The 14,485-nt window shown below is 35.1% G+C and carries 13 protein-coding genes, 1 tRNA gene and 1 pseudogene; 9 read left to right on the top strand and 6 right to left on the bottom strand.

Annotated elements, in window-relative coordinates:
* The 3 genes and pseudogenes from H8B04_RS17540 to H8B04_RS16120 all read left to right on the top strand — a co-directional run.
* Positions 1–1,044, top strand: a pseudogene (locus H8B04_RS17540) (hypothetical protein); the annotation flags it as partial.
* Between the two features lie 59 nt (positions 1,045–1,103).
* Positions 1,104–1,853 carry an IS21-like element helper ATPase IstB gene (istB, locus tag H8B04_RS16125; RefSeq protein ID WP_190303004.1) on the top strand — a complete coding sequence of 250 codons (750 nt, stop codon included), beginning with the start codon at positions 1,104–1,106 and terminating at the stop codon, positions 1,851–1,853.
* Positions 1,854–1,954: 101 nt separating this feature from the next.
* Complete coding sequence (locus tag H8B04_RS16120; protein ID WP_190303003.1) at positions 1,955–2,410, top strand: hypothetical protein; 456 nt, start codon at positions 1,955–1,957, stop codon at positions 2,408–2,410.
* A gap of 24 nt (positions 2,411–2,434) precedes the next feature.
* On the opposite strand, the gene H8B04_RS16115 is transcribed toward H8B04_RS16120, so the two are convergent.
* Together H8B04_RS16115 and H8B04_RS16110 are read right to left on the bottom strand one after the other, a co-directional pair.
* Positions 2,435–3,046, bottom strand: coding sequence for a response regulator (locus tag H8B04_RS16115; RefSeq protein ID WP_190303002.1), 612 nt, complete (start codon positions 3,044–3,046; stop codon positions 2,435–2,437).
* A gap of 334 nt (positions 3,047–3,380) precedes the next feature.
* A tRNA-Ser gene (locus tag H8B04_RS16110) sits at positions 3,381–3,465 on the bottom strand.
* A gap of 160 nt (positions 3,466–3,625) precedes the next feature.
* Here H8B04_RS16110 and ispE point away from each other — a divergent pair.
* Entirely contained in the window at positions 3,626–4,435 is an 810-nt protein-coding gene (gene ispE, locus H8B04_RS16105) for a 4-(cytidine 5'-diphospho)-2-C-methyl-D-erythritol kinase (RefSeq protein WP_190303001.1), read from the top strand.
* A 28-nt stretch (positions 4,436–4,463) separates the two neighbouring features.
* Here the strand turns inward: ispE and H8B04_RS16100 are convergent, their stop codons facing one another.
* Both H8B04_RS16100 and H8B04_RS16095 read right to left on the bottom strand, forming a co-directional pair.
* Positions 4,464–5,705, bottom strand: a complete 1,242-nt coding sequence (locus H8B04_RS16100; RefSeq protein ID WP_190303000.1) for a PQQ-dependent sugar dehydrogenase — start codon at positions 5,703–5,705, stop codon at positions 4,464–4,466.
* A gap of 155 nt (positions 5,706–5,860) precedes the next feature.
* The gene (locus H8B04_RS16095; RefSeq protein ID WP_190302999.1) at positions 5,861–7,096 is read right to left on the bottom strand and encodes a PQQ-dependent sugar dehydrogenase; all 1,236 of its coding nucleotides are present in this window, start codon (positions 7,094–7,096) and stop codon (positions 5,861–5,863) included.
* 137 nt (positions 7,097–7,233) lie between these two features.
* Here H8B04_RS16095 and H8B04_RS17210 point away from each other — a divergent pair, with 137 nt between their 5' ends.
* From H8B04_RS17210 to H8B04_RS16085, 3 genes are all read left to right on the top strand, one after another.
* The gene (locus H8B04_RS17210) at positions 7,234–7,455 is read left to right on the top strand and encodes a hypothetical protein (protein ID WP_223815473.1); all 222 of its coding nucleotides are present in this window, start codon (positions 7,234–7,236) and stop codon (positions 7,453–7,455) included.
* A gap of 3 nt (positions 7,456–7,458) precedes the next feature.
* Positions 7,459–7,953 (top strand): class I SAM-dependent methyltransferase, encoded by a 495-nt coding sequence (locus H8B04_RS16090; protein ID WP_223815472.1) that lies wholly within the window; start codon positions 7,459–7,461, stop codon positions 7,951–7,953.
* A gap of 348 nt (positions 7,954–8,301) precedes the next feature.
* Positions 8,302–8,862 (top strand): hypothetical protein, encoded by a 561-nt coding sequence (locus tag H8B04_RS16085; RefSeq protein ID WP_190302998.1) that lies wholly within the window; start codon positions 8,302–8,304, stop codon positions 8,860–8,862.
* 237 nt (positions 8,863–9,099) lie between these two features.
* On the opposite strand, the gene H8B04_RS16080 is transcribed toward H8B04_RS16085, so the two are convergent.
* Positions 9,100–10,731, bottom strand: a complete 1,632-nt coding sequence (locus H8B04_RS16080; protein WP_190302997.1) for an ABC-F family ATP-binding cassette domain-containing protein — start codon at positions 10,729–10,731, stop codon at positions 9,100–9,102.
* Positions 10,732–10,895: 164 nt separating this feature from the next.
* On the opposite strand from H8B04_RS16080, the gene H8B04_RS16075 reads away from it, so the two are divergent.
* Positions 10,896–11,765 (top strand): helix-turn-helix domain-containing protein, encoded by an 870-nt coding sequence (locus tag H8B04_RS16075; RefSeq protein WP_190302996.1) that lies wholly within the window; start codon positions 10,896–10,898, stop codon positions 11,763–11,765.
* Between the two features lie 139 nt (positions 11,766–11,904).
* On the top strand, positions 11,905–13,404 hold the full coding sequence (locus tag H8B04_RS16070; protein ID WP_190302995.1) for an acyl-CoA dehydrogenase family protein: 1,500 nt from the start codon (positions 11,905–11,907) through the stop codon (positions 13,402–13,404).
* A gap of 12 nt (positions 13,405–13,416) precedes the next feature.
* Here H8B04_RS16070 and H8B04_RS16065 read toward each other — a convergent pair whose 3' ends face one another.
* Positions 13,417–14,232 (bottom strand): metallophosphoesterase, encoded by an 816-nt coding sequence (locus H8B04_RS16065; RefSeq protein WP_190302994.1) that lies wholly within the window; start codon positions 14,230–14,232, stop codon positions 13,417–13,419.
* Positions 14,233–14,485: the final 253 nt, after the last annotated feature.

Here is a 14,485-nt window from a genome sequence, read left to right as displayed (position 1 = left end):
GATGCTACTATTATTCCTTTATGCTTAAGTGTATTTGACTGGGCAAAATTCCGCAGTGCTAAGGGAGCTGTAAAACTTCATACTATCCTTGATTATGATGGCTGTATGCCCAGTTTTGTGCATATCAATGACATAGTACTCACTTCCGAGTTTTCGAATTATGTGCGAGAGCGTGGAATTAAGTTTCATTTTTGTCGAAAACCCGATCCCCAAAGCAAGGGTAAAGTAGAAAACGTAGTTAAATATGTAAAGCAGAACTTTCTATATAATAGGCCATATCGTGATCTTGAAACGCTTAATGATGAATGTATAGCCTGGCTGCACCGTACGGCCAACAATCTGCCCCATGGTACAACCAAACTTATTCCACTAGAAGAACTTGCTAAAGAGCAGATGTTTTTAGAACAGTATCACCAAGTGCTTCCCAAGCCACCGCAAAAACAGATTTATGCTGTTCATAAAGATAATAAGGTGTCTTATAAGGGTAATTTCTATAGTGTTCCAATTGGCACATATAACGCTGGTATTACTAAAGTCCACCTTAGCGAGCAGCATGGCAAATTACACATTACAGAGCTCTCAGGAAAAGAAATCTGCGTACATGAAGTTTCAGCTTTAAAAGGGAAAAAGATCATTCTGCGTACTCATGGCCGTAATATGGAGCCAAAGGTAACAGAACTGATTTATCAAACAGCTTCTTTATTCGAAAATATAGAAAAAGCTCAGCAATGGTTAATTGCGATAAAACTCCATAAAAAAAGATATATACGTGATCAGATACAAATGATTGAGCGTGTCATAGAAAACAATAATCCACTTGATATATCACGTGCATTAGATTACGTTCATGCTAATAATATACTAAGCGCAACGGACTTTAAAGCTTATCTAGATTATATCCGCTCAGAAAAAATCCATAAACCGGAACTGGAAACCAAAATTATCAGGCTCAACCCACTTTCAGCAAGCAATAACACCCAAATGGAACTCGAACCTCAGAAAAGTGATTTAACTGATTATGAATTGCTTTTTGGTAACAACTAATAATATCCCTGTCGGTAATACGGCAGGGAAAAACTAATAACTCTACTAAAAATATAACAATGGAAAATCAAAAACAACTGGTAAAACAACTTTGTTCAGACTTCAGAATCTCAGCGGTTGCTGCAAATTTGGATCAAATAATAGCTACAGCTGAAAGTGAAGATATTGGCTATTTAGAGCTCCTAACAAGGTTATTGAAAACAGAGCAGCAACATCGCCAACAAAGAGATGAAGTTAGACGTATGAAATCTGCTGCTCTTCCCCGTAATAACGATTTATTAAACTATGATGCTAAACGTAATGGACTTAATGATAAAAGACTCGCCACCCTTAGAGAGCTTAACTGGATAGATCAGCTCTTTAACTTAGTTCTTATGGGACCAAGTGGTACAGGAAAAACAATGCTAGCGGCAGGGTTAGCCAAGGATGCTGTAAGGGCCGGGTATCATGTATACTTTAGAACTATGGAAGAAATAGTCTCTACCTTAAAAACCAAGGACTTTGTACGTTCGCAAACAGCAGAATACAAAAAAATGGTACGAGCTAACCTAATCATTATTGATGATGTTATGCTTTTCCCTTTAGAAAAAAATGTTGCAGTTGGCTTCTTTAATTTTATTAATCAAATATATGAATCAACATCTATTATCGTAACCACTAATAAGAAACCAACTGAATGGGCTAAAATGCCCGAAGATGAGGTGATTGCAACGGCACTCTTAGATAGAATTTTGTTTCGGTGCGAAGTCATAAATCTAACAGGAGAAAGCTATAGATTGCAGAATAGAAAATCATTCTTGGACAAATAAATTTTATAGCATACTTTTGAAATGGATTGTGTATTTATTATTGCCAAATATGTTGCACTCATAATTACCAATTTTGCTGCATTCTTATTTTCCATTTACATTTGCCTAAAACTTCTGCTAATCCAGAAAATTGCAATTATTACTTTAATTGGAATACATTACTTACTCGCAGTGGAATAAATGATTTAAATCATAGTACTGGAGATCCATGTTCTTTAGTATATCCAGCAGGAAAATGGAAAACCCCGTCGGAAGATGATTTCAATCTGTTACTAACATCCGCAAATGTCAACTTCTCAAATGAGGGAACAGGAGCTATAAAGTTCCAAAACACTATTACGGGAAATACAGTAATTTTTCATCAAGCAGGCTGGCTATTTGGTTTAGGTTGCACGGTAAGTAATACTACGGATGGACAATATTGGACTTCCTCGACATCACCTTTAGGGGTATTAGGAAAAATTTTTGAAATTGGTAATGAAAGTGCAGGGCCAAGAGCAGGCTTTGATTCAGAGGCAAAATCTGTTGGAGCTAGTATACGTTGTATTAGAAATTAAATTGAAACACTTTTAGCCAGTCATTTAAGATATTTGAATGGCTGGCAAATTAATATTGATATTATAAAATTCAAGTTTCTGCTTTAACATCTTAAAATATATTTCCATTGAAGGTTTACTTTCTCCCATGCCATCGCTAATAAACTCTATACAAGGTTTGATATTGGCTAATTCAATTATTTGTTGTTCTCTTTTGGTTAGTTTAACGGATTTGTGAGTTATATTAGTTGTATTATCAAGGGCAGCTTTTGATGTATTACATAGGTATTGACTTCCATTCAACACCTCATTAATAGCCTCTATCATTTCAGAATTTTTAGCACCCTTTACGATATAGCCATTTGCACCGTTTTTGAGTAACTGCGTTATATGTTCGTAATCTTCAAAAGAGGATATACCTATAATCTTTATATGTGGATGATTTGCCTTCAAGTATTTACAGATTTCAAATCCATTTAAATCGGGCAAATTAATGTCTAACAAAGCTAAATCTATATCTTCCAAGATTTGCGAAGACAATAAGGCGTTGCCTGAATTATATGTTTCTATAACTTCAATGCCATCTTGACCATGTAAGCCTAATTTAAGATTAAAGACCACAATAGGATGATCTTCAATTATGATAATACGTTTCATTTATAGATGCTATAATATATATAGAATATTCAATATTACAAAAAAATATTGCATTCACAATAATTTTAGTCTAAAAATATTAATGGATTGTTATATGTTGCAATGTTATTCTGAAATATTTTAAAATTATAAAATTATTTGAGGATGTTTTAAATGAGATTCAGGGATTGGTTTAGTTCCACATACCCCAATTCTCTATCCCTAAACCTTCACAAATCGAACCCGACCATCCCTTCGGTCCGAATGCTATTGTGATATTCACAAATGTTTGGGATTTTAGTTTTGAAGAGGCTATAAATGCAAAAAGCTCCATCTTTCGATGAAGCTTTTCTTGCGGAGAGTGAGGGATTCGAACCCCCGAACCTGTGACAGTTAACGGTTTTCAAGACCGCCGCATTCGACCACTCTGCCAACTCTCCGCCACAAAAGTAGAAATTCTAACTAGATCTACAAAACTTATTTTAGTCTAGTAACTTTATGCACTGAAAATGAGCTTAATTATTTTATTAAAGCCATTTCTTGCAATGTCCAAAGAGTTTATTCTTTTCAATTTTTCGCTTTATTTCGTTATTTTGTGTTATGATCTCATTCGCTAATGCAAAAATAAATTTAGGTTTATCGGTTACAGAGAAACGACAAGATAGTTATCACAATATTGAAACTATCTTTTATCCTGTACAATTGTATGATGTATTAGAATTTAATGAAGCATCGGATTATGCTTTCGAAACCTATGGAATTGATATTCCTGAAAATGGAGATAATCTATGTACAAAAGCATTTAATTTATTAAAATCAGATTATCCCGAAATACAACCTGTTCACATTAAATTATTGAAAAATATTCCAGTAGGTGCTGGCTTAGGTGGAGGTTCTTCAGATGCAGCTTTTGTATTGAAAGCTTTAAATGAATTAAATAATTTAGGACTAAGCAGTATAATACTTCAAGATTATGCAAGTCGGTTAGGAGCCGATTGTGCTTTTTTTATAGATAACAAACCATTATTCGCGGAAGGAATTGGAACAACATTTAGTGAGGTTGATGTGAACCTTTCAAACTATTTTATTGTAATTATAAAACCTGATATCCATATATCTACAGCAGAAGCATACGCAAGTATAACACCTCAAATACCTCAGGTAGATTTAAAACGTGCAATACAATTACCTATTCAAGAATGGAAATATCATATTACTAATGATTTTGAGTTAGGTATTTTTGAGAAATATCCGCTGATACAGGACATTAAACGGAAGCTTTATGAGAAAGGTGCGTTATATGCTTGCATGTCAGGTTCAGGATCGTCCGTATTTGGAATTTTTGAAGAAAAAATTAATCTAGATGATTTAAATACTTTGGGTAAGGTTTATTATCCAACAGAATTATAAGATGTTAAGATAGAAGAAGTAGCCTTAGCTACTTCTTCTGAATAATATAAAGTTTACCTGCATCGGTAATTGCGAATAATTCACCATTCTTACCTTCTACGACATCACGAAATCTTTCCGCTTCTCGAGATAATAAACGTTCTTCACCAACGACTTTATTATCCTTAATAACTAATCTCGCAATATGCGTACTGCTCAAACCCGCAATAAATAAATTATTTTTCCATTCGGCAATCCCTTTTCCGGAGTAAAAAGTCAAACCTGAAGGTGATAAAACTGGATCCCAATAATATACAGGTTGTTCCATACCTGCTTTGGCTTGCAATGTTGGAGTACCCACAGGTTTACCCGAATATTCTAAACCGTAGGTAATGACAGGCCAACCATAATTTTTACCAGGCTTAATTAAGTTTAATTCATCACCTCCTCTAGGTCCAAATTCCGCTGCCCACAATGTACCATGGGTAGGATGAAAAGCAATGCCCTGTGGATTACGGTGTCCATACGAATAGATTTCTGGCAAGGCATTTTTATTTTTGTAGAAAGGATTATTAGCCGCTGGTTTCCCGTCTTTAGTAATTCGAACTATCTTACCCAAACTACTTTTTAAATCTTGTGCTAAAGGACGTGTAGCGAGATCTGATCTTTCTCCAATAGTTAGTAATAAATGTCCTGTTTTGTCAAAAACTAATCTTCCTCCAAAATGTAAAGCCCCTTTGTGTGTAGGACTCGAGCGGTAAATTACTTTTGCATTTTCTATAGTTTTATCATTTTTGGTTAAAACTCCCTTAGCTACAGCAGTATGATTTCCATTCGCTGTCGGTTCGCTAAATGCCCAATATACTGTTCTATTGCTTGCAAATTGCGGATCCAACACCAAACCCAAAAGTCCACCTTGGGCGCGAGCATCTACTTTTGGTAACCCTGTAATAGCTTCACTGACATTTCCAGACTTATTGACGATACGCAATACACCCTCTTTTTCGGTGATTAGTAATCTACCGTCAGGTAGCACTGCTATTCCCCACGGAGATTTTAACTGCTTAGTAAGTACTTTAAAATCATAAGCCGATTTCGTTTTTACTCCTGCGATGCGTGTTTGACCTTTGAATGCGGATTTATAGTCTGAATTAGCTTTGTTTTTTTCTACAGCAGCTAAGGTGTCTTGATTACCCTGTGGAGTTTTAAAAGATGATACTGATTTTGGATTAATAGCAGATGACAAAAATAAAGATGACATCAAACTAGCTGATAGGATTAGGTTTTTCATAAAATAAGTTCTTTAGTATCAAATTTATTAAAAAGAAAACAGATAATTACGGTATACCGTTGATAAGAGGAATACACAAAACAGAAAAGTCTTCTAATATGTGTGATTAGAAGACTTTTCAATGTATTGTAAAGAATATTTTACTGTATAACAGATTATTTCTTAGCTATGCTATACAATTTACCACCGTCCGTAATAGCAAAAAGTTCACCATTTTTACCTTGAACAACATCGCGAAAACGTTCACCTTCTTTTGCTAATAAACGTTCTTCACCTACGACTTTATTGTCTTTAATGACCAAGCGTGCAATGTGTGTACTGCTTAAACCACCAATAAATAAGTTATTTTTCCATTCTGGAATAGCATCACCAGAGTAAAATGTCATACCTGAAGGTGATAATACCGGATCCCAGTAATATACGGGTTGTTCTAAACCTTCTTTAGCTTGAATAGGAGGATTCCCAATTGCACTTCCTGAGTATTCTAAACCGTAAGTAATTGTTGGCCAACCGTAGTTTTTACCCGCCTCGATACGATTTAATTCATCCCCGCCACGAGGTCCGAATTCTGTTTCCCACAGGTCACCTGTTTCTGGATGAAATGCAATTCCTTGTGGGTTACGATGTCCAAAAGATAAAATTTCTGGTAAGGCATCTGATTTTCCTGCAAATGGATTATCTGCTGCAGGTTGTCCTTCTTTCGTAATACGTACTAATTTTCCTAATGTTGAATTTAAGTCCTGTGCTTTTGGTCTTGTTTCCAAATCCGAACGCTCACCACTTGAAACTACTAAATGCCCTGTTTTATCAAAAATTATACGTCCACCATAATGCAATTTACCATTATAAGTCGGTGTAGTGCGGTAAATTACTTGTGCACCTACGATTGACTTATCATCATCAGCTAACTGACCCTTTGCTACTGCAGTGTGGTTTCCTTCGCCTACTGGCTCCGAAAATGTCCAATAGACCATTTTATTCGTTGCAAAATCGGGGTCTAATGTAATCCCTAATAAACCGCCTTGTCCGTCACTATCTACAGTAGGAAGTCCTTTTATAGCTTCGCTAACTGTACCATCTGCAGAAACGATGCGCAATACGCCTTCTTTTTCAGTGATTAATAATCTTCCGTCAGGCAATACTGCGATTCCCCATGGCGATTTTAATTTATTAGTAATCACTTTAATTTCGTAGGGAGTTGTTGTTTTTACACCTTGGATACGGGTTTGTCCTTCGAAAGCAGGTTTATAATCCGTATTTGCTTTACCTGTCTCAACAGGAGGTAAAGAATCTGAAATTTGAGTATCGTTGTCTTTGTTGGTAGGATCATTATTGCATGAAGATGCAAGTAATGCTGTACATATGAATGTAGATAAGAATAATTTATTCATGATATATGAAGTATGTATGATTAAACTAAGATATTAAATTTATTATAATTCAATTCTCTTTAATAACAAGTCTTTGCTTAAAATGTTCGCAAAATCCCAATTAAGAGGATTTCGATTTTATTATTTAACTTCATAATATGAAAGAAAAATCTAGCATTCAGGAAATAGAACAGCGTTTTGATAAGGATGTGGCACGATTCTCCAATTTGGATACTGGGCAATTAACGACGTTGGATGCGAAATTTAACATGGAGTTAATTACTGAAGGAATTTTACGGACTCATCCGAATGTTGAGCATGTATTAGACATTGGCTGTGGTGCTGGTAATTATGATATAAGTCTATTGCATCGCAAATAACCTTTGCATATTACGTTATCCGATCTGAGTCAACCTATGCTTGACAAAGCAAAGGAAAGGGTAGATGCAATCAATAAAGGAGGTTCATGTCAAACAATTAAAGGTGATTTTAGAACTTTACCAGTGGCGGATGAATCTTTCGATGTAATTATTGCGACGGCAACATTGCATCACCTTCGTGACGATGCCGATTGGGAAGATACTTTCGCTATGTTGTACCGTAAATTAAAAAAAGGAGGAAGTATCTGGATTTTTGATTTGATAACACAAAATGCTAATGCACTACAGGAATTTATTTATAAAGTTCGGTATGGCGATTATTTGACATCGTTGAAAGATGAAGCTTATCGCGATCATGTTTTTGACTACATTGATAAAGAAGATTCTCCAAGAAGCTTGATGTACCAACTGGATTTATTGCGTAAGGTCGGATTTTCGAAAGTAGATATTCTGCATAAGAATTTGAGCTTTGCGAGTTTTGTAGGGGGGAAGGAGTAGTATGGTTTATTGCCCTACTGTGTGTTATTAAATTCCGTCATTGCGAGGAGGCATGACGTGGCGATCTATTTACTTTGTAATCTCGCTCGAGCCGAGAGAGGCTTTTCCTTTTGTCTTTTCAAAAGGAAACAAACCGAAGGCTGAAAGCCGAGCTCAGCGAAGCTAAACCGTGTCGCTGAAAAATTTTGTTAGGCGACATTTTAAGTGTTTGTAAGGATTTTGCTTTTTATCTTCTGATTAGATTTCTTCTTCTTGCTACATCGCGATGACATACCTCATTGTTATTCTGACGGTAGGAAGAATCTAAAAATTAGATATTTCAATTTTCTTTTTAGTATATTTAATTGCATGAAGGGTTTTGATAAATTTAAATTGCTAAATAAAACCAATAGGGAGTTGGAACTGTATATCAATGAACCAGAAAAATACGAATCTGAAGCTGTTGCCTCTGCTTACGCTGTTTTATTAGAAAGGAAATATGAATTTACGGATGAGCATAAGCGGAATATTTATTCCCTAATAAATCATAACAATATAGAAAACTTTAAAAAATTGGAGGAGGAAAAGTTAATTAGAGATAATATAAAGTTTATAAATATTTTGTCCTTTTTATTATATTTATTAGCAACAATATCTGTGTTTTATTTAATTTATACTTTTTATAGTAAACGGCTTTTAGAGTTTCTGAATCCTATTTTATTTATACCAAGTGTTATTCTTTTTATTACAGCTATCATAACTAGGCTAAAATTCAAGAATACATACCTCGTGCCTGGATTAATTATTCCAATTATAGCTAATTATGCTTCAAGTGCATATTTTGAAAATGTTGATTATTTGTCTAATGTTTTGTTTTTATTACAATTGATTATCTGGGGGGGTAGCAAATTTGATTTTATTCTTATATAAAAAGTCTCCTAAGAGAATTACTAATGATAAATTATAACAATAAAATATTTAGAACAATTAAGAACACAGAAAATGGAGAGACTTCTTCTGAAACTATTTTTGAATACAAGCAAGTAAATAATATATTGACATCTTCTGATTATTCATCAAGAGAATCAATAATTGAAGAAATTTAATACCAAAAAATCCCCAACTAGCTAAGCCAACTGGGGATTCTTGTATATACTAAAGATAGCCTTATTTCACTTTGTACATTTCTTCTCGTTGTGCCTTTACAACATCTGAATTAATATATTCGTCGTAAGTCATTAACTTGTCGATGATGCCATTTGGAGTCAATTCGATGATACGGTTGGCTACAGTTTCTGTCAACTCGTGGTCACGAGAAGTGAACAACATCGAACCTCTGAAATCTTTCATACCATTGTTCAATGCAGTAATTGATTCCAAATCCAAGTGGTTGGTAGGTTCGTCGAAGATCAAGAAGTTAGCACCTTGTAACATCATTTTGGAGAACATACAACGCATTTTCTCACCTCCTGATAATACCGATACTTTTTTCATTACTTCTTCACCAGAGAATAACATTTTACCTAAGAAACCTCGGATAAATTGCTCGTCAGCATCGGGTTTAGTCGTGTAGTTGCGTAACCAGTCTACCAAGTTTTCGTTGTTTCCTTCGAAATACTCAGCATTATCCATAGGCATATCTGTAGGTGTAATGGTTATACCCCATTTAAAATCACCTGTGAAATCTTTGTCACGACCCGTAAGGATTTCATAAAATGCTGTTGTTACCAAGTTGTTTTGACTTAATACAGCGATTTTATCACCTTTATTCATCATGAATGTGATGTCTTTAAAGTAAGTCTCACCATTCACTGTTTTGCTCAGTCCTTCTACTTGTAGGATTTGGTCACCCGGCTCTCTGTCATAATTATTGAACATGATAGCAGGATATTTACGATTAGAAGGCTTGATTTCATCAATATTGATTTTATCCAAAGCTTTCTTACGTGAAGTCGCTTGTTTTGATTTGGAAGCATTCGCAGAGAAGCGACGAATAAATTCTTGCAACTCTTTTACTTTATCTTCCATTTTCTTGTTTTGGTCAGCACGTTGTTTCAATGCCAATTGAGATGACTCATACCAGAATGTATAGTTACCTGAGTAAATCGTCATTTTGCTGAAATCGATGTCCACGATGTGCGTACACACATGGTCCAAGAAGTGACGGTCATGGGACACGACCAATACGATAGCTTCATAAGACGCTAAGAAATCTTCTAACCAAGCAATGGTATTGATGTCCAAGTCGTTGGTAGGTTCATCCAGAATCAAAATATCTGGTTTACCAAAAAGTGCTTGTGCTAACAAAACACGAACTTTCTCGTTACCATCTAGTTCTTTTAATTGTTTGTAGTGTTGGTCTTCTTTGATACCTAAGTTGCTCAATAGAGTAGCAGCATTGCTTTCCGCATTCCAGCCGTCCATTTCAGCAAATAAGCTTTCCAATTCGCCTGCACGTTCACCATCAGCGTCAGTGAAATCTTCTTTCATATAGATTTCATCTTTCTCTTTCATGATTTTGTATAGCTCTTGGTTACCCATCATCACTGTTTCGATTACAGTGAATTCGTCGAACTCGTAGTGGTTTTGTTTCAAAACCGACATACGTTCGCCAGGAGTAAAGGCTACTGAACCCGTAGAAGGATCAATCTCGCCAGATATAATTTTTAAAAATGTAGATTTACCAGCACCGTTAGCACCGATAATACCGTAACAATTTCCAGGAGTGAATTTTAAATTAACATCTTCGAATAGCACGCGTTTGCCAAAACGAAGGGATAGATTGGATACATTAATCATGGGGGCAAAGATACGCTTTTATTCCTTAATATCGATACAGTTAAATACCCACAATGTTATATATTATGCATGATTTTGGTCATTTTTCTCCTAATTTATCAGTCGTAATTTTGAGAAGAATTTATTTTGCGATACTTTTAGAGCAATAAAATATTTTGGGTGGAATGAAAAAGAAGAAGATATATGCCGATGAATTCGTTTCCAAATTTATGGAGGGAAGTCTTCAACATTTAACTTATATCCAAACTCCAATCAAAATATTCGCTTTAAAAGACATTGCACCTTATTTAAGAATTCCGATTCCTCCAATCTTGTTTGGATATAATCTCTTGATTCACCTCACCAAAGGTTATTTTCAACATCAGATAGAATCTACCAAGTTTATGGTCAAAGCTCCAGCTGTTATGATTGCGAACTATGGTCATATGTCGGCTATTGACGAAGTAGATAAAAACGCAGAAGGCTATTGTGTATTGATAAAGGAGCAGGCGATGACTTCTATACTTCGTGATCAGGAGACATTGAATATCTTTAATATTGCTCCACTGTTGAATCTCCAAGAACAAGAAAGTAATGATTTAAATGCCTTATTAGAATTGTTGTATAAGGAAATTTATGACAAGAATCCTTATACGTCCTACTATGAAAGTATCTTCAAAACGGTAGTGCTAAAAATTATAAAACTTTCCGATGCTAATAAAACATTACTGCGCAAGCAAGAAGTAGCGATCTCGTTCAAACAGTTGGTGTACTTGGATTTTTTCAAGGAAAAATCTATGGGATATTATGCAGACAAACTAGCTGTTTCTACAAACTATCTTAATCGTTGTGTTTCAGCGGTTTTTAATAAGTCGGCTAAACAAATAATATTGGAAGTTGCTATTATGCACAGCCAATTATTACTTATGGAAACGAACAAACCTATTGCTAGCATTGCTTACGAATTAGAATTTGAAGACCCTTCATATTTTGCACGTCTCTTTAAAAAACTTGTTGGAGTAACTCCAACAGAATATCGTCATAGTGCCAAGTAATTTGGACCATGCACGATTTGTCCTATTATTTGTCGTGTTTTCAATAGTCATTCGGACACTTAACTTTTAATTTTACGAATGTAAGCTGTTACTCTGATGACAGTTACAGATACAAGTAAAAATTTAAACATTAAAAGATATGAGTCAAATTGTTGAGCATGTAGATTTTCAGACCTACATTACTGACTTTTCCAAACATTTACGCGAATTATTTAGAAACGAATACGATTTCAATCAGATTAGTCTAGGACGTGATTTGCCAGCTGATTTTAAAGCCAAGATAATGGCAAAAAATCCTTTAGCTGTGGCTATTCCAGAATTACATGGTGGTCGTGGAGTGAATGTCAAAGAATGTCTAGGTGTACTGTCCGCTGCATCTTACGAATCTCTATCATTGTCTTTGATGTTTGGGATTAATATTGCTTTATTCCTTGAGCCTCTAGCTAAATATGGAAATTATGCTGTCCAAGAGCGTATCTTTAAAAAGTTTTTGGAAGAACAAGCTATGGGAGGGTTGATGATCACGGAAAAAGCTTATGGAAGTGACGCCTTAAATATGAAAACTTCATATAAAGAAGTAGAAGGTGGATATAAGGTTGATGGCGAAAAGCATTGGCAAGGTCTAAGCGGAGCTGCTGATTTTTGGTTAGTAACTGCGCGTAAAGCTAATGAAAACGGTGATTTGACCCGTGATATCGATTTCTTTGTGACAGACAATAGCAATCCTACTCAGCATATTCCGATGGTAGAGCGTTATAACAACTTAGGTTTATATGCTATTCCTTATGGTATTAATCAGATTGACATTACTGTTCCAGAAGAACAAAAATTACAGCCTGAAAGTACAGGACTTAAGTTGATGTTGGATATGTTGCACCGTAGCCGTTTGCAATTCCCAGGTATGGGTTTAGGTTTCATTAAACGTCTGATGGACGAATCCTTAGCTCACTGTCAAAATAGAATTGTTGGTGGGGCTCCTTTAGCAAAATTGGATGCTGTAAAATACCAGTTGTCTCGTATTCAAGCTGCATATACGATTTGTTCTGGAATGTGTAGCTATAGCACTGCCAATAGTGGAATAGATAAAGATTTAGCTTCAGCAGCCATAGAAGCGAATACATTGAAAGCTTTAATTACAGACTTGATGCAAGAATCGGCTCAAATCGCTTTGCAATTGGCTGGTGCGAATGGTTATCGTTTAGACCATATTGCAGGCAGAGCAGTAGTAGATAGCAGACCTTTCCAAATCTTTGAAGGATCGAATGAAATGTTATACGGACAGATTGCGGATGCAATCTTAAAACAAATGCGTAAAGCGAAGGAAACTAGCTTAGTGAATTTCTTAGCTAATTACTCTAATGCCAAGGAAAGTATTCATTATTTCGCAGATATATTGAATTTTACTATTGATTCAACCGTAAGCCAACGTGATGCAGTTATGCTAGGTCGAATAATCGCGCGTGTCATAAGTTTCCAATTTGTACTCAACATGAACGGTTTCAATTCTGAATTAGTAGATTTAACTCATCAACACATGGCAACCGATATCGCCATGTTTGCTGGACAATACTTATCAAAAAATATTTCAAGTCCAATTTTCGAATATCAAGAAAATGCTGATTGGACAAATTTTGCCTAATCAAACCAATCATTATATAAGGGTAGAGATTTTATTTCTACCTTTTTTCATCAACTTAAACGCCGCAATTTCTGGTCTTACATTAAATCGAACTCGAATAGAATGTCCCAAACCTTTATTAATATACAATGTTCTTCCATCCGCTAAATGCTTCAAACCACTATCGTAATTTTTATTTTCAACAGGAATTATAGGAGGTTTTCGGAAGGGAAGACGAAATTGCCCACCATGTGTATGTCCTGATAATATCCAGCCATCGTAACCTCGCCAAATATCCAAATCGCACACATCAGGATTATGCACAAGGATAAGATTAGCATCATCTTGATGATATTTGGTCATAGCCTTTTTAGGACGGAAATTTCTTCCCCAATAATCGTCTATACCAATAATATTCAGTCCGTGTACTTTTAAGCTATCATTGCGCAATACAGTAATACCATAAGATTCTAAAATTGTAACCAAAGAATCTGCTCTTGGTCCATTTCGAGCCAAAATACCATAATCATGATTTCCAAGAATAGCAATAGTGGCTAATTTGCCTTTAGCTGCGTGTTTAAGAGCTTCTTCTAGTTGATCAAAAGGAGCTTCATTTTTCCTAACTACACTTATAAAATCCCCTGTATACACCACGATCTCGGGTTTAAGTTTATTTACTTCCTTAAATTTTTTTATAATGAAATCCTCATTCACGGTTTCTCCAATATGTATATCGGATAGTTGAATAAGTGTTTTATTTTGCAAAGAATCAGGAAGATTTTTGATAGGCATGTCTAAGTAATTGTATTCTACCCAACGCGGTTCAATGCGCCAAACATAAATACCCATTACAGCAAAGAAAATTAGGACTAGTAGTAGTGCGCGTAAAAAAATATTAACGATTTTCAACCGATTTTATTAATTTAAGTTTAAGTTATTATTCTAAATTTACAACACAAGCTTATAAATTCAAAGACAGTAGTGTCCAAAATAAGGGAAAAAATGGCGGTGTATTTATATAGCAGGGATTGCTATATTTAATTCGCTAAAATTCCATCACCGCCATGGTAAATATAAACGTATTTTCTCAGATATTAGGACT

The organism is Sphingobacterium litopenaei (assembly GCF_014692495.1).
Taxonomy (GTDB): Bacteria; Bacteroidota; Bacteroidia; order Sphingobacteriales; family Sphingobacteriaceae; genus Sphingobacterium; species Sphingobacterium litopenaei.
Note: the sequence above shows the minus strand (reverse complement) of the source record. Positions and strands in the feature narration are given on the sequence as shown.